This window comes from Curtobacterium sp. PhB78 (assembly GCF_003751685.1).
Classification (GTDB): domain Bacteria; phylum Actinomycetota; class Actinomycetes; order Actinomycetales; family Microbacteriaceae; genus Curtobacterium.
The window spans coordinates 234044-256670 of record NZ_RKIA01000001.1 but is presented as its reverse complement, the minus strand read 5'-3'; the positions used below and the strand labels follow the sequence as shown (position 1 = coordinate 256670).

At 70.6% G+C, this 22627-nt stretch carries 19 protein-coding genes and 1 tRNA gene; 13 read left to right on the top strand and 7 right to left on the bottom strand.

From position 1 onward, the window contains the following. Positions 1 to 143: 143 nt before the first annotated feature. The 7 genes from EDF53_RS01300 to EDF53_RS01270 all read left to right on the top strand — a co-directional run bounded on the left by EDF53_RS01300 (position 144) and on the right by EDF53_RS01270 (position 8632). Complete coding sequence (locus EDF53_RS01300; protein WP_165901448.1) at positions 144 to 782, top strand: TetR/AcrR family transcriptional regulator; 639 nt, start codon at positions 144 to 146, stop codon at positions 780 to 782. A gap of 75 nt (positions 783 to 857) precedes the next feature. Then, positions 858 to 3560, top strand: a complete 2703-nt coding sequence (locus tag EDF53_RS01295; protein WP_123291888.1) for an MMPL family transporter — start codon at positions 858 to 860, stop codon at positions 3558 to 3560. Positions 3561 to 3860: 300 nt separating this feature from the next. Next, positions 3861 to 4301: a MarR family winged helix-turn-helix transcriptional regulator gene (locus EDF53_RS01290; protein WP_111086213.1), complete on the top strand. Its 441-nt coding sequence runs from the start codon at positions 3861 to 3863 to the stop codon at positions 4299 to 4301. Positions 4302 to 4353: 52 nt separating this feature from the next. Continuing rightward, complete coding sequence (locus EDF53_RS01285; protein WP_173169183.1) at positions 4354 to 4566, top strand: hypothetical protein; 213 nt, start codon at positions 4354 to 4356, stop codon at positions 4564 to 4566. A 41-nt stretch (positions 4567 to 4607) separates the two neighbouring features. Continuing rightward, the gene (locus EDF53_RS01280) at positions 4608 to 5699 is read left to right on the top strand and encodes an alkene reductase (RefSeq protein ID WP_123291886.1); all 1092 of its coding nucleotides are present in this window, start codon (positions 4608 to 4610) and stop codon (positions 5697 to 5699) included. 241 nt (positions 5700 to 5940) lie between these two features. Continuing rightward, a complete protein-coding gene (locus tag EDF53_RS01275) occupies positions 5941 to 8067 on the top strand; it encodes an acyltransferase family protein (protein ID WP_185020892.1) in 2127 nt (708 codons plus the stop codon). Positions 8068 to 8323: 256 nt separating this feature from the next. Then, positions 8324 to 8632, top strand: a complete 309-nt coding sequence (locus EDF53_RS01270; protein WP_185020891.1) for a DUF4190 domain-containing protein — start codon at positions 8324 to 8326, stop codon at positions 8630 to 8632. Positions 8633 to 8679: 47 nt separating this feature from the next. Here EDF53_RS01270 and EDF53_RS01265 read toward each other — a convergent pair whose 3' ends face one another. Then, positions 8680 to 9054 (bottom strand): HIT family protein, encoded by a 375-nt coding sequence (locus EDF53_RS01265; protein WP_123291883.1) that lies wholly within the window; start codon positions 9052 to 9054, stop codon positions 8680 to 8682. Positions 9055 to 9090: 36 nt separating this feature from the next. Between EDF53_RS01265 and EDF53_RS19105 the strand changes: the two genes are divergently transcribed. Then, the gene (locus EDF53_RS19105; protein ID WP_185020890.1) at positions 9091 to 9258 is read left to right on the top strand and encodes a hypothetical protein; all 168 of its coding nucleotides are present in this window, start codon (positions 9091 to 9093) and stop codon (positions 9256 to 9258) included. A 97-nt stretch (positions 9259 to 9355) separates the two neighbouring features. On the opposite strand, the gene EDF53_RS01260 is transcribed toward EDF53_RS19105, so the two are convergent. From EDF53_RS01260 to EDF53_RS01250, 3 genes are all read right to left on the bottom strand, one after another. Then, positions 9356 to 9428 (bottom strand) — tRNA-Arg (locus EDF53_RS01260). A 110-nt stretch (positions 9429 to 9538) separates the two neighbouring features. After that, positions 9539 to 10324 (bottom strand): dienelactone hydrolase family protein, encoded by a 786-nt coding sequence (locus tag EDF53_RS01255; protein WP_123291882.1) that lies wholly within the window; start codon positions 10322 to 10324, stop codon positions 9539 to 9541. A gap of 28 nt (positions 10325 to 10352) precedes the next feature. After that, positions 10353 to 11774, bottom strand: a complete 1422-nt coding sequence (locus tag EDF53_RS01250; RefSeq protein ID WP_123291881.1) for a glucose-6-phosphate dehydrogenase — start codon at positions 11772 to 11774, stop codon at positions 10353 to 10355. Between the two features lie 76 nt (positions 11775 to 11850). Between EDF53_RS01250 and EDF53_RS01245 the strand changes: the two genes are divergently transcribed. The 3 genes from EDF53_RS01245 to EDF53_RS01235 all read left to right on the top strand — a co-directional run bounded on the left by EDF53_RS01245 (position 11851) and on the right by EDF53_RS01235 (position 16406). Then, positions 11851 to 13008: a Gfo/Idh/MocA family protein gene (locus tag EDF53_RS01245; protein WP_173169152.1), complete on the top strand. Its 1158-nt coding sequence runs from the start codon at positions 11851 to 11853 to the stop codon at positions 13006 to 13008. Continuing rightward, positions 13005 to 13928 carry a sugar phosphate isomerase/epimerase gene (locus tag EDF53_RS01240; RefSeq protein WP_123292302.1) on the top strand — a complete coding sequence of 308 codons (924 nt, stop codon included), beginning with the start codon at positions 13005 to 13007 and terminating at the stop codon, positions 13926 to 13928. Before EDF53_RS01245 ends, EDF53_RS01240 begins: the two co-directional genes overlap by 4 nt. 111 nt (positions 13929 to 14039) lie before the next feature. After that, positions 14040 to 16406 (top strand): bifunctional UDP-sugar hydrolase/5'-nucleotidase, encoded by a 2367-nt coding sequence (locus EDF53_RS01235; protein ID WP_123291880.1) that lies wholly within the window; start codon positions 14040 to 14042, stop codon positions 16404 to 16406. A gap of 329 nt (positions 16407 to 16735) precedes the next feature. On the opposite strand, the gene efeB is transcribed toward EDF53_RS01235, so the two are convergent. From efeB to efeU, 3 genes are read right to left on the bottom strand one after another with little or no spacing between them, the layout of a single operon-like run. Further along, positions 16736 to 18037, bottom strand: a complete 1302-nt coding sequence (efeB, locus tag EDF53_RS01230) for an iron uptake transporter deferrochelatase/peroxidase subunit (RefSeq protein WP_123291879.1) — start codon at positions 18035 to 18037, stop codon at positions 16736 to 16738. Beyond that, positions 18034 to 19254: an iron uptake system protein EfeO gene (gene efeO / locus EDF53_RS01225; protein ID WP_123291878.1), complete on the bottom strand. Its 1221-nt coding sequence runs from the start codon at positions 19252 to 19254 to the stop codon at positions 18034 to 18036. Before efeO ends, efeB begins: the two co-directional genes overlap by 4 nt. After that, positions 19241 to 20836, bottom strand: a complete 1596-nt coding sequence (efeU, locus tag EDF53_RS01220; protein WP_123291877.1) for an iron uptake transporter permease EfeU — start codon at positions 20834 to 20836, stop codon at positions 19241 to 19243. Before efeU ends, efeO begins: the two co-directional genes overlap by 14 nt. Before the next feature lie 69 nt (positions 20837 to 20905). Between efeU and EDF53_RS01215 the strand changes: the two genes are divergently transcribed. Beyond that, positions 20906 to 21691 carry a trimeric intracellular cation channel family protein gene (locus tag EDF53_RS01215; RefSeq protein WP_123291876.1) on the top strand — a complete coding sequence of 262 codons (786 nt, stop codon included), beginning with the start codon at positions 20906 to 20908 and terminating at the stop codon, positions 21689 to 21691. A gap of 258 nt (positions 21692 to 21949) precedes the next feature. Further along, positions 21950 to 22558: a TetR/AcrR family transcriptional regulator gene (locus EDF53_RS01210; protein WP_123291875.1), complete on the top strand. Its 609-nt coding sequence runs from the start codon at positions 21950 to 21952 to the stop codon at positions 22556 to 22558. Positions 22559 to 22627 lie beyond the last annotated feature (69 nt).

The window sequence follows — 22627 nt, the reverse complement described above, 5'->3', positions numbered from 1 at the left end:
GCCGGTCGCACCGGCGGTCGTGCTGGGTGCAGTCAACCATGCGCACATCTGTTCAGAACCGAGTTTCCACCGCGGGGTACGAACCTGAGGATGCACTCGTAGTCGTTGCACCGAGTGCATCGATGCACCTAGTGTTCTCATTCGTGACCCTCACGACCGACCGCCGCGCCGCCCTCAAAGCGAAGCACCGTGCGGCGATCCTGCAGGCCGCACGCGACCTGGTCGACGAACGCGGCGGCCGTGAGTTCAGCGTCGACGACCTGGCAGCACGGGCCGACATCGCGCGGCGGACGGTGTTCAACCACTTCGCCTCCCTCGACGAGGTCCTGCTGGCCGTGTGCGAGCAGGAGCTGTCCGTGATCATCGACCGGTTCCTCGCCGACATGGCACGCACCCCGGTCGGCGACGGCAGCCGGGCCTCGATGTTCGACGAGCTCGAGTCCGCCGCACGCGGAGCCGACCTGGCAGCCGCGATCTCGAGCATGTACCGGATCCTCGGTGACCCGGGCAAGGACGACCCGAAGGCCGCGGTCCTCACCCAGACGGCGTTCTCGCGGGTCACCGAACGACTCCGCGACGAGGTCGCACGCCGCTACCCGGCAGCGGATCCCCTCGACGCCGCCCTGCTCGTCGAGTCGCTCATGAGCGGCATCGTCGTGATCGCGGAACACTGGTTGGCCACCTCCGGCCCCGCGATCGACGAGCAGTCCGTCGCCGACTGGGACGCCCTGCTGGCACGACTGGTGCACAGCGTCCGCAGCGGCTACATGCCCACCGACTGACGCTTCCATCCCCAGGGGTCCACCGGCGCACCCCGCTCCACACAGCACCTGCAACGAAAGGAACGGGGCAACCGCATGGCCGGTCTCCTCTACCGTCTCGGACGGTTCTCCGCACGACGCCACTGGCTCGTGATCATCACCTGGGTGGTGATCATGGCCGTCGCCGGCGTCACCTACAGCCTGTTCTCGGGCACGATCTCGTCGGCGATCTCGATCCCGAACACCAAGACCAGTCAGGTGCAGGACGAGCTCGCCGACAAGTTCCCGTCCGCCAACGGCGGCAACGGCACGATCGTCTTCGAGACGAAGAACGGCAAGGCGTTCACCGACGCGCAGAAGTCGGAGGTCGCGGACTTCCTGACCAAGGTCGAGAAGCTCGACGGCGTCAAGGGCGCGACGAGCGGCTTCGACACCCAGGACCAGCTCGACGAGCAGCGTCAGAAGATCGTCGACGGCCGCAAGGAGATCACCGACGGCCGCGCGAAGCTCGAGACCGGCCAGGACCAGCTCGACGCTCAGAAGGCGCAGCTGACCTCCGGCAAGCAGCAGATCGAGGACGCCCAGGCGCAGCTCGACGCCCAGAAGGCCCAGGCCGAGGCCGCCGGCGCAGCACTCCCCGCAGCGCAGGCGCAGGCTGCGGCGGCGCAGCTCCAGCAGGCGCAGGCGCAGATCGACGCCCAGCAGGCGCAGATCGACGCCGGCGAGCAGCAGATCGCCGACGCGCAGAAGACGATCGACGCCAACACGAAGAAGCTCGACGACAGCGCCGACGAGCTGGAGCAGGGCTCGAAGCTCCTCGACCTGTCGAAGGACGTCCGCTTCGTGTCGTCGAACGGCAGCGCCGCCATCGGCACGGTCCAGTTCACGAAGTCGACCTACGAGGTCCCCGCCGACACGAAGACCGCCATCGCGGACGACGCCGACTCGGCCGACATCAGCGGCGTGAACGTCTACGTGTCGAACGACATCGCGCAGGGCGTGCCGTCGATCCTCGGACCGGGCGAGATCGTCGGCGTCATCATCGCCGCGCTCGTGCTCTTCCTGATGCTCCGCACCGTCATCGGTGCGGCGATCCCGCTCGTCAGCGCCGTGCTCGGTGTCGGCGTGGCCTCACTTGCCTCGCTGTCGTTCTCCGGCCTGGTCGAGTTCATCTCGGTCACGCCGGTGCTGGGGGTGATGTTGGGCCTGGCGGTCGGCATCGACTACTCGCTCTTCATCCTGAACCGACACCGCACCCAGCTGAAGCAGGGCATGCAGGTGCACGAGTCCATCGGCCTCGCGAACGGCACCTCGGGCAACGCCGTGGTGTTCGCCGGTGCGACCGTCATCGTCGCGCTGCTCGCGCTGAACATCACCGGCATCCCGTTCCTCGGGCTGATGGGCACGGTCGGTGCGGTCGCGGTGTTCTTCGCGATCCTCATCGCCACCTCGTTCACCCCGGCGCTGCTGTCCCTGATCGGGATGCGGATCCTGCGGAAGAAGGAGCGCGCGAAGATCGGCAACACCGGCTCGACCCGGGTGCCGAACAAGCCGATGAAGACCTGGCGCGCGATCGTCACGCTCGTCGCCGGTGTCGCCGTGCTCGGTGTCATCGCGCTCCCCGCGACGCAGATGCGCCTCGGCCTGCCGACCGGTGCGTCCGAGTCCGTCGACTCGAGCCAGTACAAGGCGTACAAGGCCCTCGACGAGGAGTTCGGTGCCGGCCAGAACGGCCCGCTGCTCGTCGTCGCGACCCTGCCGGAGTCGATCAGCAAGTCCGACGTCACCGCGACCGAGGTCACCATCGGCGAGGCCCTGGCGAAGAACGACGACGTCAAGGCCGTCCTGCCGATCGGCACCTCGTCGGAACGCGACATCATCGCGCTCCAGGTGAAGCCCGGCGGCGGTCCCGACAGCATCTCCACCGAGAACCTGGTCAAGGACCTGCGCGAGCAGACCGTCACGACCGACGACGGGACGGTCACGCTCGGTGTCGCGGGCAACGCGTCCGCCAACATCGACGTGTCCGAGAAGCTGTCGAACGTCCTGCCGCTCTACCTCGTGGTGGTCGTCGGCCTGTCGCTCATCATCCTGATCATCGTGTTCCGGTCCTTCCTGGTCCCGATCACGGCGACGGCGGGCTTCATCCTGTCCGTGATGGCGTCGTTCGGTGGCCTGACCGCGATCTACCAGTGGGGCTGGCTCGGCTCCGTGTTCGGCGTGCACGACCCGGCTCCGATCCTGAGCTTCCTGCCCATCATCGAGATCGGCATCCTGTTCGGTCTGGCGATGGACTACCAGCTGTTCCTGGTGTCCGGCATGCGTGAGGCCTACGCCCACGGCGCCTCGGCGAAGGTCGCGGTCCAGCGCGGGCTGCACGCCGGTCGCGCGGTGGTCACGGCAGCGGCGATCATCATGATCTCGGTGTTCGCGGGCTTCATCTTCTCGGACTCCTCCACCATCAAGCCGATCGGCTTCGGGCTGGCGTTCGGTGTGCTCATCGACGCGTTCGTCGTCCGCATGCTGCTGATCCCGGCCGCGATGCACCTGCTCGGCCAGAGCGCGTGGTGGTTCCCGAAGTGGCTCGACCGGATCGTGCCGGACGTCGACGTCGAGGGCGCGAAGCTCGAGCGGTCGCACCCGGTCGCCGGTCAGCCCGGCCAGCCCGGCCAGCCCGGTCAGCCGGGCCAGCCGGGCCAGCCCGGCCACGAAGACACCCACACGGGGTCGCACGCCCTCCCCGTGGCGCCGGACGCCAACGCGCACGAGTCGGGGCACCCGCCCGCGCACCGCGCGTAGTCGACGCACCCAGCCTGGAGGCCCGGGGCCGGTCCACGAGACCGGCACCGGGCCTCCCGTGCGTGCGCCCACCCCGCGCCCGGCGGCCGGACGCATGCGTCCGCACCTTCCGACGATCCACCCGTTGATCGACGCGTGGAACGTCGGAACATGCGCACGCATCTGATGCGGCCGCAACGTGCGACAGAACACGCGTTGATCGACTGGTGTTCTGTCGGATCCTGCTCACGCATGGAAGCGCCCGCGCGGCATCGTGAGAGGACCCCGGAACACTTCGTGGGCGAACGGTATCGTGGGCGCATGACCTCCGCACCCGACCCGCTCGCGCTCGACCGGCAGCTCTGCTTCGCCCTCGCGGCCACGAGCCGGAGCGTCATCGGGCTGTACCGCGACCTGCTCGAGCCGATGGGCCTGACGCATCCGCAGTACCTCGTGATGCTCGCACTCTGGGAGCAGGATCCCCGGTCGGTGCGCGAGATCGCCGGCGAACTGCGGCTCGACTCAGCCACCCTCAGCCCATTGCTCAAGCGACTCGAGGCCTCCGGCTACGTCCGCCGGACCCGCAGCGCCGCCGACGAACGGCAGCTCGAGGTCTCGCTCACCACGGCCGGGCGGGCCCTGCGCGACCGCGCACGAGCGGTCCCCCTGGCGGTCGCGGACCGGCTCGGGTGGCCACTGGAACGCCTCGAAGCGCTCAAGGACGACCTGACGGAACTGCTGGAGCGGGTCGACCAGGTGTGATCCCGGGGCCGATGGTGCCATAATGGTTCGTGCACGAACGAAAGGACACACCGTGGGGCGCTTCGGCAAGTGGTACGAACGGTGGAACACGACGCTCATCAACAAGATGGGACCGTCGCAGATCGGCGCCGGACACCCCGAGGGGGTCGACGACCGGTCAGTGGACCGCGGCTGCCCGATCTGCGGCAAGCCCCTCTCCCTGCACCAGGTGATCCGCCCCGAGGGCCAGGTCCGTTCGTCGACCCTGGTCTGCCCGCGCGACTGACGGCGGGAATTGCACCGAGCAACACGACGTTCCACTCCCTCGTGAAGCTCTTCGAACCCACCTCCTTCGGCGCCCTGCGCCTGTCGAACCGCGTCGTCATGGCCCCGCTCACGCGCACCCGCGCCGGTGAGCACGGCATCCCGAACGACCTGCTCGTCGAGCACTACCGTCAGCGTGCGGGCCTCGGCATGATCATCACCGAGGGCACCTGGCCCGTGCAGGAAGGCCGCTCCTACCCCGGGCAGCCCGGCATCGAGACCGACGAGCAGATCGCCGGCTGGCGCCGCGTCGCCGACGCCGTGCACGCCGAGGGCGGCACCATCGTGATGCAGCTCATGCACGGTGGCCGTGTCTCGCACCCCGACATCTCGCAGACGCCGCGCATCGTCGCCCCGAGCGCCATCGCCGCTCCCGGTCAGACCCACACCGCGACCGGCAAGGCCGACATGCCCGTCCCCCACGAGCTGACCACCGCCGAGGTGCAGGACGCCGTGCAGGGCTTCGCGCAGGCTGCCCGCAACGCGATCGCCGCCGGACTCGACGGCGTCGAGGTCCACGGCGCCAACGGCTACCTGGTGCACGAGTTCATGTCCCCGGTGTCCAACACCCGCACCGACCAGTACGGCGGCTCCCCCGAGAACCGCGCCCGCTTCGCGATCGAGGTCACGACCGCCGTCGCCGAGGCCGTCGGCGCAGACCGCACCGGCATCCGCCTGTCGCCCGAGCACGGTATCCAGGGCGTCATCGAGGACGACGCGGCCGACGTCCGTGCGACCTACACCGCGATCGCCGAGGGCCTCGCGCCGCTCGGACTCGCCTTCATCGACGTCCTGCACGCCGAGCCGACCGGCGACCTGGTGCAGCACGTCCGCCGCACCGCGGGCGCACCCTTCATCGTCAACTCGGGCTTCAGCGCGATGACGACGCGTGAGGAAGCGATCACCGTCGTCCACGACCAGGACATCGCCGACGCGATCGCCGTCGGCCGTCCGGCGATCGCGAACCCGGACCTCGCGCACCGCTGGGAGCAGGATGCGGAGCTGAACGAGCCCCGCCCCGAGCTCTTCTACGGTGCGACCGCCGAGGGCTACACCGACTACCCGTCGCTGGCCGAGGTGCGCGCGAGCGTCTAGGGCTGCGCGCGGATCCACGACACGCGGCGCGCGGTGCGTCGGGGTTCCACGACACCCCGCGTGCGTTCCGTCGAGGTTCCGATCAGGACGGTGCGTGCCCGCGAGGTTCCGAGATCTCGGAACCCCACGGGGTGGGGGCGAGCGAACGACGGACGGGAGGCCCGTGGCGAGACCGCCACGGGCCTCCCGTCTTCTCGCGTGCCGTCCCAGGGCGTGACGTGCTTCTCGTAGGATCGTCGCAGTGAACACTGCAACGCCGGGCGAGCGGGGCCCCGCGCACCGCGCGCGCGACACGACGCGGTGGGACATCCAGGGTCTCCGCGCGTTCGCGGTGCTGGCCGTCGTCGTGTACCACCTGTGGCCGCACGCCCTGCGTGGCGGGTTCGTCGGGGTCGACGTCTTCTTTGTGATCTCCGGGTTCCTCATCACCGGTCTCCTGCTGCGCGAACAGGTCGCCACCGGCACGATCCACCTCGGCCGGTTCTGGTCCCGCCGGGCAAAACGCCTGCTGCCGGCCGCGTTCCTCACCATCCTCACCACCGGCGCAGCGGTGCTCGTCGCCGTGCCGAGCGCACTGTGGGGGCAGTACGGCCGCGAGCTCATCGCGTCGACGGTCTACCTGCAGAACTGGGAGCTGGCGGCGAACTCGGTCGACTACCTGGCCTCGGCGGACGACCCCTCACCGTTCCAGCACTTCTGGTCGCTGTCGGTCGAGGAGCAGTTCTACATCGTCCTGCCGCTCCTGCTGATCGGGTTGGCTGTCGCCGTGCGCGGGCGCCTCTCGACGCTGACCACCGCACGCCTGCTGCTCGGCGCGGTCGTCGTGCTGTCCCTGGTGTGGAGCATCGTGCAGACCAGCACGAACCCCGGCGTCGCGTACTTCTCCACCGGCACCCGCGCGTGGGAGTTCGCGCTCGGCGGCCTCGCCGCGACCGTGCACCTGCCCGAGGTCCGCACCGAGGTCGCCCGGCGGGTGCGCATGATCCTGACGAGTGTCGGCGCCGTGGCCCTCGTCCTGTCCCTGTTCGTCATCGGGGCGGAGACGCCGTTCCCCGGGATTGCCGCACTGCTCCCCGTTGCCGGCGCGACCCTCGTGGTGCTGTTCGGAGGACGCACCGTGTTCGAGTCGATCGGCGCACTCGGACCGGTCGCGTTCACCGGACGGATCTCGTACGCGCTGTACCTCTGGCACTGGCCGCTCGTCGTGATCCTGCCGATCATGCTCGGACGCCCGCTCGACTGGGCGACCAGCACCTCGGTGCTCCTGGTGTCGGTCGGACTGGCAGCCGTCACGACCATCTGGTTCGAGGAACCCGTCCGCTTCTCGACCTGGCTGCGCGACCTGCGGCCCCGCGGGGTCGTCGCCCTCGGCGTCATCTGCACCTTCACGGTCGTGACCCTCGGCGCCTCGACCCTGACCGCCGTCTACGTACAGGAGGTCCACGCCGAAGGCGCCACCGAGCAGCTCACGAAGCGGCTCGCGACCGAACGGGCACAGGACGACGAGTCCTGCATCGGAGCAGCCGCACGGATCAGCTCCGCCGACCCCTGCGTCGACCCGGCCCTCGCCGACACGCGGATCCCGGCCCCCGCGGCGGCGGAGGACGACGACGCGAACCGCCCCGAGTGCTGGAACGGCACCTTCCGCACCTGCGTGCTCGGCAAGGCGACCGGCTGGTCGAAGCACCTGATCGTCATCGGCGACTCGCACAGCAACGCCCTGCTCGGCGCCTACGAGAAGATCGCCGACGACAACGGGTGGCGCATCGACATGGCCGGCATCGGCGGCTGCTACCTCACCACGGCGCAGCAGAACTCGGTGAACGCCGGCGCGCTGCGCGGCTGCAACGCGTGGAAGCACGCGGCCATCGACTACGTCCGAGCCCACCGCGACGCCGACGCCCTGGTCGTCACCCACTCCGCCACACAGATGCCCGTCAGCCTGCCGGCCGGAGCCTCACGCGACATCGCGACCCGCAACGGCCTCGTCGACGCCTGGGAGCAGGCCGCCGGCGACGAACTCCCCGTCATCGCGATCCGTGACAACCCGGTCCCCCGGCCCGACGTCATCGCCTGTGTGAGCAAGATGTCCGGGCCGACGAACGCGTCGTGCGACCGGCCCCGCTCCGAGGCGCTCGCCCAGACCGACTCGTCGATCGAGGCCGTGCGGGCGTTCAAGGCCGCCGGAGGACGAGCCGGGGTGATCGACCTGACCGACTACTACTGCACCGAGAGGACCTGCCCCGCGGTGATCGGCGGCGTGCTGGTCTACCGGGACACCACCCACATCACGGCGACGTGGGCGACGTCGTTGGAGCCGTACCTCGCGCGCGGGTTGCAGAAGCAGCTCACGGCGCTCGGGCGCTGAGCGCGTACGCGCGTACGCGCGTGCGCTTCGTGAGCGCGTGCGCCTCGTGAGCCATGCGCTTCGTGAGCGCGTGCGTTTCGTGAGCACAAATGGTCGAGTCCCGTCGATGAACCCGACCATTTCTGCTCACGAAGTCGCCCGACCGGGCAGCTGGACCCCGAATGCGGGCCACCGCTCCGGTCGCCGTCGCTCTACTCTTGAGCGGACCTCGTACGCCCGCAGCTCGCCACGTGCGCCGACTGAACGGAAGACACCCGTGACCGACCTCGCCCCCGAGCGTTCCGCGCCGGCCGCCTCGGCCCCGAGCACTGACGGGACGCCCGGACTCGCGCCGCTGAGCTTGCTCGCCGTCGTGGCGATCGCGCTCGCCTTCGTCGCCCCGATCGGCGGCGTCGTCGTCGGGTTCATCGCGCGGCACGAGGTTCGACGGACCGGCGAGCGCGGGGACGGACTGGCGTTCGCGGCCATCCTGATCGGCGCGACGCTCACCCTGTTCGGCGTGCTCGTCCCGGGAGCCCTCGCGCTGTCCGGCGTCATCGACTCGACGATCCACCTCTGGGGCTGACTCGTCGCCCAGTCGTTCCACTGGCCACTGGCCACTGGCCACCGCGCTCAGGAGTGGCCGCGCCCGACGACGGCGTGCCGCACCCCGCCAGCCGGCGCCGGGACATCGCCGTCGAAGCGCGGGATGACGTGCAGGTGGGCGTGGAAGACGGTCTGGCCAGCGGCCGATCCGTCGTTGAACCCGACGTTGTAGCCGTCGGGGTGGTGCTGCTCGTCGAGCCGGGCCTTCAGCAGCGCCACCATCCGGGTCATCGCGGCGAGCTCTCCCTCGGTCGCATCGAACCAGCTGGTGATCCGCCGCTTCGGGATGACGAGCGTGTGGCCAGGTGACACCGGGTGTGCATCGAGGATCGCGAAGACAAACTCGTCGTCCGCGACCCACTGCGCTCGTGGTACCAGTTCGAACACGGACGTCGTCGTCATGTTCCCCATCCAACCTCGCCGTGCTTCACTCGGACCATGACCATGACCACGACCACCGTCCTCGCCTCCTGTGCCGTCGGGAACGTCGACTGCCACGACGACACCGCGTCGATCGACCTGCTCCCCCTGCTCGTCGTCGTCGGGCTCGTCGTCGTGGCGCTGGTCGTGCTGGGGATCGCGCTGCTCGGGCGTCAGCGTCGGTGAAACACGACTCGCGCACGAACCACCAACGACGAAGGGCCCCGGCGGAATCCGCCGGGGCCCTTCGTCTGTTCGGTGTCATGCCGTTCAACCGGCACTGTGCGCTCGAAGGGACTCGAACCCCCAACCTTCTGATCCGTAGTCAGATGCTCTATCCATTGAGCTACGAGCGCGTGGCCTTGCGGCCGTGGAAGACTCTACAACAGCTCCGGCCCGGGCGCCAATCGAGGCCGCCCGACCGCTCCACCCGGCGTGTCGCGAGGCGACAGCCGAGCCCCCGACGTCACAGCGCCGCGGCCTCCTCGTCGAACACCTCGGCCAGGAACACCCGCAGCGCCTGCCACGATCGGCGGTCGGCGCGCTCCTGGTACTGGGCGCCGTGGTCGGGCGCGTCGGTCCCCGGCACGGCGAACGCGTGCATGGCACCCGCGTAGGTGACGACCTGCCAGTCGACGCCGGGCTCGGTGCGCATCTCGTCCTGCCAGGCGTGCACGGCGTCGTCGGGCACGACGGGGTCCGCTCCCCCGGTCAGCACGAGCAACTTCGCCCGGATCGCCGAGGCGTCGGCGGGGTCGTGCGTGATGAGGCCGCCGTGGAACGACACCGCTCCGACCAGGTCCGCGCCGGTGCGTGCGAGCTCGATCGCGGTGGAGCCGCCGAAGCAGTAGCCGATGACGACGATGCGGGCAGGGTCGACGTCGGGGTCCTGCCGCAGCCGCTCGAGGCCGGCGGTCGCACGTGCCCGGAGTAACGGCAGGTCCTGGTAGTACGACCCGGCGACCTGGCCGGCGGTGTCGTCACCGGGCCGCACGCCGGCACCGTAGATGTCCGCACCGAAGGCGACGTAGCCGAGGCGGGCGAGCATCGTCACGCGCGCCTCGACGTGCTCGTTCACGCCGTGCCAGTCGTGCACGACCAGGACGGCCGGGCGGGGACCGGCGACGGCCGCGTCCTTCGCGAGCACGCCGAGCAGGTCGGTGCCCTCGTGGTCGTAGTGGACGGGCTCGACACGGATGTCGGCGCCGGCGGGTTCGGGAACGGTCTGCAGGACGTCGTCGATGGTGGTCACGTCGTCCGACGCTACGCCGCCGTCCGGCTCAGGCGTCGATGTTGTCCCAGTCCTCAGGACCGCTCGACCCGGCCGGGTACTCGTCGAGCGGCGTCGTGCCGGCCTTCCACGCCTCGAGGAACGGTCCGACGACCTTCCAGCCCTGCACGGCACTGTCACCGCGGACCGACAGCGTCGCATCGCCCTCGAGCACACCGGCCAGGACCTCGCCGTAGGCACTGAGCCGTCCGGGGTTGAACGTCGTCTCGAGACTCGTGCGGTCGATCGTGTACGGGTCGCCGGGGCCGTTGACGTTCAGCTCGAGCTGCATCTCGTCCGGGGCGATCCAGATCCGGAGCCGGTCCGGGTGGGCGGCACCGGACAGGCCGACCGGCACCTGCGGGGAGTCCTTGAACGTGATGACGATCTCGCGGCGCTGCTTCGCGAGCGCCTTACCGGAACGCAGCGTGAAGGGGACGCCGGCCCATCGCCAGTTCGCGATCTCCAGTGTCAGCTGGGCGAGGGTCTCGGTACCGAGCGAGGGGTCGACGCCGTCCTCGTCGGCGTACGACGGCAGCTTGCGGTCGCCGACCGTGCCCGCGGTGTACCGGGCACGCTTGCCGGCGGCGACGACGTCGCCGCCCCACGGCCGCACGGCACGCAGCACGAGTTCCTTCTGGGTCCGCAGGTCGTCGGCGTCGATCGACGCCGGCGCCTCCATCGCCACGACCGCCATGACCTGCAGCAGGTGGCTCTGGATCATGTCGGTGAGGGCGCCGGCCTTGTCGTAGTAGCGGGCGCGACCCTCGAGCCCGAGGGTCTCGTCGTACACGATGTCGACGCGTTCGACGTGCTGCGAGGACAGCAGGGGCTCGATGATGCGGTTCGCGAAGCGCAGCCCGATCAGGTTGAGCACCGTCGAACGGCCGAGGAAGTGGTCGACCCGGTGGATGCGCTCCTCGGGGATGAACGAGTGCAGCAGGTCGTTCAGGTGCTCGGCGCTGGCGGCGTCGGTACCGAACGGCTTCTCGAGCGCCAGGCGGGTGCGCTTCGGCAGGTCGAGGTGGGCGAGCTGTTCGCAGCTCTTCTCGGTCACGGCCGGGGGCAGCGCGAAGTAGATCGCGGGGTCGTGGTCGCAGGCTCCGAGCAGCGCGCGCAGGTCGTCGGCGCTCGTGACGTCGGCCTTGCGGTACGAGGACGCGTCGATCACGGCCTGCAGCCGCTCCGACAGCGACGACTCGCCCTCCGCGCCTTCGTCGCCCTCGTTCTTCGACGCCTGCGCGTTCTCGAAGGACTCGCGCACCTGCGCCTTCCAGTCGGCGTCGGAGAGGTCCTCGACACCCGCCCCGATGAGCTGGACGTCCCAGTCGTCCTTGACCTCGAGCAGGGTCGCGAGACCCGGCAGGAGCAGGCGCTTGGACAGGTCGCCGCTGGCTCCGAGGATGAGCAGGCTGGTCTGGAGGCTCGACATGCCTCCGACCGTACTCATCGGCCCCGGTGGACGGCCGGGCCGCTACGGTGGTGACAGTTCGGCGCGAGGGAGCACCATGAGCAGTGGGTACGAAGGACGACGCCTCCGCGTCGTCGTGATCGGCACCGGCATGATCGCGGGGGTCCACGCCCGCGCGGCCCGGGCCGCTGGTGCCGAGGTGCTCGGGGTGCTCGGCCGGAACGCATCGCGCTCCGAGCAGGTCGCGGCGCAACTCGACCTGCCTCGTGGGTACGCCTCGCTCGACGACGTCATCGCGGACGCCCCCGACGTCGTGCACATCTGCACGCCGAACGACCAGCACCACCCGCAGGCGATGGCGGTCATCGCCGCGGGCATCCACGTGGTGTGCGAGAAGCCCCTCGCGATCGACCCGGCACAGGCCGCCGAACTCGTCGCCGCGGCGGCGGACGCCGGTGTCGTCGCCACGGTGCCGTTCGTGTACCGCTACCACCCGATGATCCGTGAGATCCGCGCGCGCATCGCCGACGGCGACCTCGGTCGACTACTCGCCGTGCACGGCCACTACCTGCAGGACTGGATGCTCGACGAGGACGCCTCGAGCTGGCGGGTCGACCCGACCTCGAGCGGGTTGTCCCGCGCGTTCGCCGACATCGGCTCGCACTGGTGCGACCTGGTCGAGTTCGTCACCGGCGAGCGCTTCGCCTCGGTGTCCGCGGCGACCGACATCGTCTACCCGACCCGCCCCGCGGCCTCGGGGCCGTCGTTCTCCGGCTCGCCGGACCCCGACCCGGTCGCCGACGCCGCGGAACGGGCCGAGGTCACCACCGAGGACACCGCGGTCGCGACGTTCCGCACCGGCACCGGGCGCATCGGCAACGTGGTGATCTCGCAGGTGGCGTCCGGTCGGAAGAACCGCCTGTGGTTCGAGGTCGACGGCACCCGGGGCAGCGCCGCCTTCGACCAGGAACAGCCCGAGTCCGCGTGGTTCGGCAACGAGCGTGGTGCGCAGATCGTCGTGCGCGACCCGTCGCAGGGGTACCCGGACCAGCGGCGTCTGGCGATCGTGCCGTCCGGGCACCCGCAGGGCTACCTCGACGCCTTCGCCGCGTTCGTCGCCGACACCTACACCGCGGTCCGCACCGGTGTGGCCCCCGACGGCCTGCCGACCTTCGCGGACGGCGCACGTTCCGCCGACATCATCGACGCCGTGATCACCAGCGCGGCCGAGACCACGTGGCGGGAGATCCGGTGAAGCTCGGCATGCTGACGGCCTGCCTGCCCGGCTGGTCGCTCGATCGGATCGCCGAGTTCGCGACTGGTCAGGGCTACGAGCGGCTCGAGGTCGGCGTGTGGCCCGGCACCGGTGGCCGCGACTTCGAGGCGGCGCACCTGCCGGTGGCGACGTTCACCGACGAGGACGCCGCTGCGACCCGTGACCTGCTCGACCGCACCGGCCTCGAGATCTCGGCGCTCGCGTACTACGAGAACAACCTGCACCAGGACCTCGCCCGGCGCGAGGAGGTCCGCACCCACCTCAAGCACGCGATCGATGCCGCACAGGTGCTCGGCGTGCCGTACGTCGGCACGTTCATCGGCCGTGACAACAGCAAGTCGGTGCGGGAGAACATGGCAGAAGGGAACCGGGTCCTCCCCGAGCTCGTCGACTACGCCGGCGAGCGCAGCGTGCGGTTGATCATCGAGAACTGCGTGATGGAGGGCTGGCACCCGGACGGCTACCCCGGCAACCTGGCGTACTCCCCCGAGCTCTGGGGCTGGGTCACCGGCCTCGGCTTCGGCCTGAACTGGGACCCGTCGCACCTGACCTGGATCGGCATCGACCCGGTCGAGACGATCCTGCCGTTCGCCGAGCACATCGTGCACGCCCAAGCGAAGGACCTCGAGCTGTTCCCCCGGGAGCGCAACGAGTACGGCTTCTTCGGCAAGGTCGACAAGGGCGGCGACCCGTGGGACATGGGCTGGTGGCGCTTCCGGGTGCCGGGCCGTGGCGTCGTGGACTGGCCGCACGTCGTCGACCGCCTGTACGAAGCGGGGTTCGACGGCACCCTGTCGGTCGAGCACGAGGACCCGCTCTGGGGTGGCACGGACGAGAAGGTCCTCGAGGGGCTGCGCATCGCCCACCGCACGCTCCGCCCCCTCATCGCCGCGGAGTGACGGCACGTCGAGCAGCACGCAGCACGACGGGTGTTGCCCATGTGAACGTCGTGTGACGACTTCGACCCGACACTGGCGGGTCGGCTGTGCGTCCTCATAGGTTCTCCGACGATGAACATCCACTCCTCTCCGCGCCGCCGACGGCGCATCACCAGCGGCGCGGCCTTCGCCACCGCGGGTGTGCTCGTCGCACTGTCCGTCCCCTCCACCGCCGTCGCCGCCGAGGGCGACACGACGATCGACATCATCGACGTCAACGACTTCCACGGCCGCATCGAGTCCGAGGGCACCGCCGTCGACAAGGCGGCCGGTGCCGCCAAGCTCGCCGGTGTCGTGCAGTCGTACCGCGAGGCCAACCCGAACACGATCTTCGCCAGCGTCGGCGACAACGTCGGTGCCTCGACGTTCACCTCGCTGATCCAGCAGGACGCCCCGACGATCGATGCGCTCAACGCCATGGACCTCGACGTCAGCGCGATCGGCAACCACGAGCTCGACAAGGGCCAGGACGACCTGACCGGGCGCATCGAGGACCGGGCCGACTGGCCCTACGTCTCGGCGAACATCGTCAAACAGGGCACGACCGACCCCGCGTTCGAGCCGTACTCCATCGTGGAGAAGGGCGGCGTGAAGGTCGGCTTCATCGGCGCGACCACCGAGGACCTCATCCCGGGGCTCGTCAGCCCCGGCGGTGTCGAGGGCCTCGCGATGGCCCCGATCGTCAGCCAGGTCAACAAGTACGCCGACCAGCTCACCGACGGTGTCGACAGCAACGGCGAGGCCGACGTGCTCGTCCTGCTGGTGCACGAGGGTGCTCCCACGAACGCCCTCGCCGACGCGACCGGGTCCGGCGTGTTCGGCACGATCACCTCGGGCGTCTCGTCGAAGGTGTCCGCGATCGTCTCCGCACACACCCACGCGACCTACAACCACCAGATCGCGGGTCCCGACGGTACGACCCGCCCGGTGATCCAGACCGGTTCCTACGGCGTGAACTACGGACACCTGCAGCTCACCGTCGACGCCGACAAGCAGCTCACCGGCATCACGTCCGAGGTCAAGTCGGTCAACGGTGAGACCCGTGTGCCGGCCGACTCCACCTCGGTGGACGCGGTGGCCGACATCGTGACGGCTGCGAAGGCCGTCGCCGACGTCGAGGGCAGCAAGAAGCTCGGCGAGATCACCGGCGACCTGCGTCGTGCGGTGCAGTCGGACCGCACGACCGAGAACCGCGGCGGCGAGTCCGTCCTGGGCAACTCCATCGCCGAGGTGCAGCGCTCCGCGACCGAGCGCAACGGCTCGCAGATCGCCTTCATGAACCCCGGCGGGCTGCGCACGGACATGGTCTACGCGTCGAGCGGTGCCGGCGACCCGGACGGCACGGTGACCTACAAGGAGGCCGCGCTCGTCCAGCCGTTCGCGAACACCCTCGTCACCGAGGACATGACCGGCCAGCAGATCAAGGACGCCCTCGAGCAGCAGTGGCAGCCGGACGGCCTGCCGCGTCCGTTCCTCAAGCTCGGCGTCTCGGACGGCTTCGCGTACACCTACGACCCCGCGAAGGGCCGTGGCGAGCGCATCACCGGCATGACCTTGAACGGCGAGTCGATCGCCCTCGACGACACCCTCAAGGTGACGGTCAACTCGTTCCTGTCGACCGGTGGCGACAACTTCGCCGCCTTCGCGACCGGCGCGAACATCGCCGACTCGGGCCAGGTCGACCTGCAGGCGCAGGTGGACTACTTCCTGGCCAACCCGACGGTCACCCCGCCGTCCGACCAGCGTGCCGTCGGCACCACGGTCACGCCGACCCCCGAGGGCGGGTTCCAGCCCGGCGACGAGATCACGATCGACCTGTCGTCGCTCGTGTTCAGCAGCGACGACCCCGCTGCAGCCGGCACCGTGTCGGTGAGCGCCGGTGACGTCGAGCTCGCCACCGCCGAGATCGACCCGACGATCGTCGACACGAACGACGAGCAGGGTCGTGCGACGCTGACCTTCGCCGTGCCGACCGTCGAGTCGTCGGCCGACGCAGCGACGGTCCGGACGGCTGCCCGTGCCGCCGCGACGACGGACGAGCCGCTCGTCGTCACCCTGCCGGGCGGCCAGACGATCACGCTCGCCGTGACCATCCCGCTCGCCGCGGCCGTCGACCCGACGGACCCGACGGAACCCACGGACCCGACCGACCCCACGGACCCGGCTGACCCGGGCGCGGGCAACGGGGACGCCCCAGGTGCCGGCAACGGCAACGCTCCGGGAACGGGCACTGGCACTGGCACCGGCACCGGCACGGGCACGGACCTGGCGGGTGACCCCGCCGACTCCACGAACGCCGGCGGCGACCTCGCCTACACGGGCGCGGACCTGACGGCGCCGGGGATCGCAGCGGGCCTGCTCCTGCTGGCGGGAATCACCGCACTCGTCGCCGTGCGCCGGAAGCGCGCACGGACCGACGCGAGCGTCCAGACCGACTGACACCGGGCCTCCAGTCCGACACGAACGGGCCGTCTCACCACCGTGAGGCGGCCCGTTCCGTCGCGCCGGGAGGCACGGATCGCGTCCGGCGCGCACCGCGCGCCGATCCGCTGCCGCGCTCCCTGTCCCATAGCGGCGCTCGCACTGCGGATCCGGGGACCGGCGGGGTACTCTCGGGGATGTCGCATCGCGACGCGTCGCGCCGGGTCGCCTCTCAGGTCGGCGGTGGTTCCGTTCGACGAGACCCCGCGGCGCGGGTGCCCTCCGCCTCCAGGGAAACGGCGGAGGGCGCCCTCTCCCCCAGCGGCGTCAGCGCGCTCCGGACACCGTCAGCGGAACAGCTGCTCGCCGATGTACGACCCCTTGCGCGGTGCCGGCGGGATCGCGAACACCGCGGACCCGATGTGCGAGATGTACTCGTTCAAGCGGTCCGAGGCGCCGAGCTTCCGCTGCAGCCGGGTGAAGTGCTCCGGGTCGTTCATGTACGCCAGGAACAGCAACCCGGCGTCGAGCTGGCCGTACTCGTTGAGGCCGTCGGTGTAGTTGTACGGACGACGCAGGATCTTCACGCCGCCGTTCGCCTCGTGGGCGGCCAGGGCGATGTGGGACGTCACGTCGATCTTCGCTGCACCGTCCTTCCCCGTGGCCGCGAAGTCCGGCGTCGTGTGCTCGGTCCCACCGGACAACGGTGCGCCCTCGATCTTGGTCCGACCGAACACGCGCTGCTGGTCGCTGACGACGTCGGCGTCCCAGATCTCGATGTTCATCCGGATCTTCCGCACCACCTGGTAGGTGCCGCCGGTCATCCACGCCGCACCGTCGCCCGGGTCGTCGACCCACACGAAGCGGTCGTGGTCCTCGTCCGTCGTGATGTTCCTGGTGCCGTCCTTGAAGCCCATCAGGTTGCGCGGCGTCGTCTGGTGCGGGCCGGCCGACGCACGACCGAAGCCGAGCACGGTCCACCGCACGGTGGCCGTCCCCCGCGCCATCCGGGCCAGGTCGCGGACCGCGTGGTACGCCACCTGCGGGTCGTCGGCGCAGGCCTGCAACGACAGGTCGCCGCCGGTCAGTCCGGCCTGCAGGTTGTCGCTCGGCAGCCGAGGCACGTCGGCGAGATCAGCCGGACGCTTGTCGGCCAGACCGAAGCGCTCGTCGAACACGCCGGGGCCGAACCCCACCGTGACCGTCAGGGACGCCGGGCCGAGGTCGAGCGCCTCACCGGTGTCCGCGCCGACGCCGTCACCGTGCGCGGGCTCGACGCTGCCGACGGTCTTGCCCGCCTGCAGCTGCGCGATCGCCGCGGACCAGCGGGCGAGGAGCACCTGCAGCTCGGTCGCGACGCTGGTGGACAGGTCGAAGGTCATGAAGACGCAGTACCGCTGGGGGGCGGTCTGCACCCCGCCCTGCGGCTGCCGTGCGGCGGTCGCGTAGAACGGGTGGCTCTGGGACAGGTCGATGGACTCGTCACCGTTGGCGGCCGCCGTGAACGGGTTGACCCCCGTCGCGGCCGTCGCGCCGCCGATGCCGACCGCGGCGCCCGCCCCGGCTCCGGCCGCGGCGAGTCCCGCGCCGAACAGCCCGCGCCGGGAGACCCCGGTACGGGCTGCGCGGTCGTCGTCGGGCTGCGTCACGCGGTGGCGACCTTCTCGGCGAGGCGGGACAGCGGGTCCTGCAGGGCCTGGATCTGCTGCGAGATGCGGTTCGCGTCGGACTTCTTGGTCGCCGCGTCCCACGTGTCGAAGCCGCCGAGGTCGTCGGCGTTGCGGTAGCCGTCCATCATCGTGTTCGTCGCGTCGAACTGCTTCGCGATCTGCTTCGTCAGGGTCGGGTCGAGCTTCGTCAGGCCCGGCTTGAGGTACGCGAAGGCCTGACGGGCACCCTCGACGTTGGCGGCGAGGTCGACGAGGTCGATGTGGCTGTACGCCTCTTCCTCACCGGTGACCTTGTTCGACTGGACTTCCTCGAGCAGGCCGGCGGCACCGTTCGCCAGGTCCTCGGGCTTGTAGTCGAGCGTCGGGACGAGCTTCGCGAGCAGCTGCACGTTCTCGGTCAGGTCGGCCGCGGTCTTCTTGGTCGACGCGGTGATCTCCCCCGCCTGGAACAGGTCCTTCTCGACGGCGTGGAACCCGCTCCAGCCGACGGCCGGGTCGAGGTTCGAGGCGCGCATGTCGATCAGGTAGTCGAGGTTGCCGGCGTTGTCGGTCGCCTTGTGGCCCTTCTTGACGAAGCCGTCGACGTCGCTCTCGACGTGCTCGTAGAACGGGCGGGCGTTCGCGTAGTCGGTCTTCGCGGCGTCGAGGTCGCCGGCGTCGATGTCCTTCTGCAGCAGTTCGACCGCGGTGACCATGTCGGTGACCTGGCCGTCGACGTAGTCGGCGTAGCCCTTCGTGCCCTCGTCGAGCAGGGTGGCGGCGCTGCTGTTCGCGGTCGAGGTGACCTTGCCCGTGACCGTGAAGTCGGTGAGCTCGGTGTCGGCTCCGGGGCAGTACACCTGGTACTCCCCACCGGTCAGTGTCGCGGTGAACTGCACGGCGTCGAGGCCGGGTGCGAGGTTCTCCTTCTCGCCCAGGATCCGCTGGTCCTGCAGCAGTTCGACCTCGGTGATGGCGGTCGAGGACTCGTTCTTCACCGAGAACGTGACCGGCCCGGCGGGGACCTTCGTCTCGGAGACCTTGCACTGGTCCGAGCCGTCGTTCGTCAGGGTGATGGTGACGCGCGAGACCTTCGCGGCGTCGGTGGAGCTGTCGGAGGCACCGTCGGAGCTCGCGCAGCCGGTCAGTGCGAGGGCGGTGACGACGCCGAGGGCGCCGAGGGTGATCAGGGGTCGAACGGGCTTACCGAACGGCATAGTCGTTGCTCCTTGCAGGGTCCCCGGCGGGTGGGCCGCGCGTCGGGACGGTTTCGGGGGTGGGGTTCACGGGTGCCGTCCGACGACGGCGGTCACGGAGCGCGAGCAGCGCCTGGGCGGCGGCTGCGACGCCGAGGGCGATCGGCAACCAGGCCTTCCAGAGCAGCAGCTCGGCAGCCCGCGTGTCCGCGGCCGCCACCGAGGTGGCTGCCTGCTCGACGCGGGGGTCGGGGACGGACCACACGGAGCGGTCCAGGGTCGTGGTGCGGGCGGACGGGAGGCCCCCACCGCTCAGCGTCAGCACGGTGCGTTCGTCGCGGGTGGCGTCCAGGACCCCACCACGGACCGTCCAGAGGGTCACGGTGTCGCGCACCGCCCAGCGGGCGGTGAACGGGCCGGGGTTCGTCGACGGCGAGACGCCGACGGGTATCCGGCCGAACAGGTCGACGAGGTCGTCGAGCGTCAGCGTGGTGGGGCGGTTCGCTGCGGTGGCCGACGTGCGCACCCGCCACCGGTCGGCGGCCACGCCCGCGCGGGTCACGCGGCGGTGGGCCGACGTCGGCAACGTGAGCCGTGCCTCCTGGCCGGTGGTGGTGCCGGCGACGCGCAGGACGCCGGACGCACCGTGGACGTCCGCCGAGACGGACGTGGCGTCCCCGCTGACCGCAGCGGTGCGCGGCAGGTCGACCCCGCCCGTCGGCACGGCGATCGCCAGCGCTGCGGCGGCGACCGCGAGCGCACCGGCGACCGTCGCGCGGATCGCGGGGACGCGTGCCGACGACGGACGCCAAGCGCGGGGCCAGAGCGTCAGGGCGAGGACCGGCACGACGTAGAGGACCCAGCCGAGCACCTCGATGACGCGGGGGTCCGGTGGGATGCCGAGCACGCCCGTGACGAGCGCACCCTGCACCGACCCGTTCGGGGCGAGCCAGGACAGGTCGACGGTCCGCTGCTGCCCGATGACGATCCACCCGGCCTCGTGCGCGCGCCGGAGCACCGTCAGCACGAGGCCGCCGGCGACGAACACCAGGAAGACGCCGGTGCCGGTGAAGAACTTCGACAGGTTCAGCCGGACGCCGCCGGTGTAGATGCCGTAGCCGATGACGACGGCGCCCGCGATGCCGATGACCGCGCCGAGGGCGGCGAGACCGGTGTCCGACGACGCCTGGAAGGTGGCGAGGAGGAAGACCGCGGTCTCGAAGCCCTCCTTGAGCACGGCGAGGAAGGCCATGCCGGCCAGTGCCCACGCGGTGCCGCGGCCGAGCGCCTCGGTCGCGCTCGCCTCGAGTTCCTTGGTCAGGGTGCGCGCGTGGGTGCGCATCCAGACGATCATGCCGGTGACGAAGACCACGGCGACGATGCCGATGATCGCCTCCATGCCCTCCTGCTGCGCCTGCGGCAGGGCCTGCTCGACGACCTGCAGGCCGAATCCGACGCCGATGCTGAGCACGACGGCGACCCCGACGCCGAACCACATGGGGGCGAGGGGGACACGGTTGCGACGCAGGAACGCGGCGATGATGCCGACGATGAGCGTCGCTTCGAGGCCTTCACGGAGGCCGATGACGAGAGTGGCGAGCATGACGTAGGTGAGGCTAACCTAACCGCCGTTCGGCCCGCCAGTCGTTCGGCGTGGGGTTTGATGGTTCTCATGAACCTGCTGTCCGTCGATGGCCTGGCGTCGGTCACGAACGTGCTCGACCTCGCCGGGGTGTTCGCGTCCGCCCTCCTCGGTGGATCGATCGCCCGCGCGATGGACTTCGACCTGTTCGGGTTCCTGGTCGTCGGCTTCGTCTCGGGACTCGGCGGCGGCATGCTGCGCGACACCCTGCTGCAGAACGGCCCCCCGGTCGCACTCGTCGACCCGCTCTACGTGCCGGTCGCCCTGGCCGGGGCACTCATCGCCTTCTTCGTGTCGTTCTCCGAGATCACCTGGGACCGGCTGTTCACCGTGCTCGACGCCGCGGTGATCGGGTTCTGGGCGGTGGTCGGGGTGCAGCGCACCTACGACGCCGGCCTGGAGTGGCCCGCCGCGATCATCATGGGCACGATCACCGCGGTCGGCGGCGGCGCGATGCGGGACCTGCTGCTCCGCCGAGTGCCAGCGGTGTTCGGCGGGAACGCGCTGTACGCCACTGTGGCCGTCGCGGCGTCGGTCGTCATGGTCGTCGCGTCCGCCCTCGGGTCGCCGTCGATCGGGATCGTGGCCGCGATCGCGCTGTCGCTCGGGCTGCGCTGGGGTGCGGTCCGCCGCGGCTGGGGACTGCCCAACGGTCGTGACTGGCAGCCGAAGTCGACGCTCGGCTCGCTGCTGCGGCGCGGGCGGAGCCTGCGACCCGACGCACTCCGGCTGCTCCGACGCCCCGGACGGCGCACGGGAGCGGGCAGTGTCCGCGAAGAACACGACACGGCAACGGATTCCTCGTTCGACGACTGAGGGGTGTCATCTGTCAGTGCTCCGGCGTAGCATCCCTACCGTCGGGTATCGACCCGGCTCATGTCGTCCGCACCGAACCGACGCGACCCGAACGCGGCGGTTCCGCGCAGACGTGGTGATGGGGGCTTCGCTGATGCCGCGCGTGATCAGACGCGCGGCGCGGCAGGTCTCCCACCCCAAGCTCGCCCACCCCAAGCTCGCCCGCCCCCAGCTCGCCCGCCCGGGTTCCAGCCCCGGTGCCCCGCCCCGGCAGGAACGATGAACGACGACGTCTCCGACTCCCCCACGCCGCGGACGCCACGGGCCGAGGTCCGAGAACGTCTCCTCATCGCCGGCGCTGCCGTCTTCGCCGAACAGGGCGTGCACGGAGCACGTCTCGACGAGGTCGCCGCCCGTGCCGGGTTCAGCAAGGGCGCGGTCTACTCGAACTTCTCGTCGAAGGAGGACCTGCTCGCGCAGGTCATGCAGCGCGGGACGAACCTGGTGCTCGGGTCGCTGCAGGAGCTCATCCGCGCCGACATCGCCGCGGCGGACATCGCGGACGTCGTGCGAGCGGCCTTCGGACGGCACGACCAGCGCGCGCAGTTCGCCCTGCTGTCGGAGTTCCGTGCCTACTCGATCCGGCACACCGACCTGCTGCCCGAGTTCGTGCGGCAGCGACGGGTGCTGCAGGACGGCGTGCACGAGCTGGTGCGACTGTGGTTCGGGGCGCACCCGGAGGTCGACGCCGGCATGCCGCTCGACGCCTTCGCCACGGCGCTCGTCGCCGCCAACGTCGGGGTCGTGTTCGACGGGCCTGCGCTGCCGGGGGTCGACCCCGGCGAGGTCATCGCCGCCCTGGTCGAGGCGGTCATCCGCCGCCGCTGACCCGGCGTCCGCGGCGCCCGGCGCGGCGCGGCCGGCGCGGCGGCGCACGGTGCGGCGGCGGCGATCCCG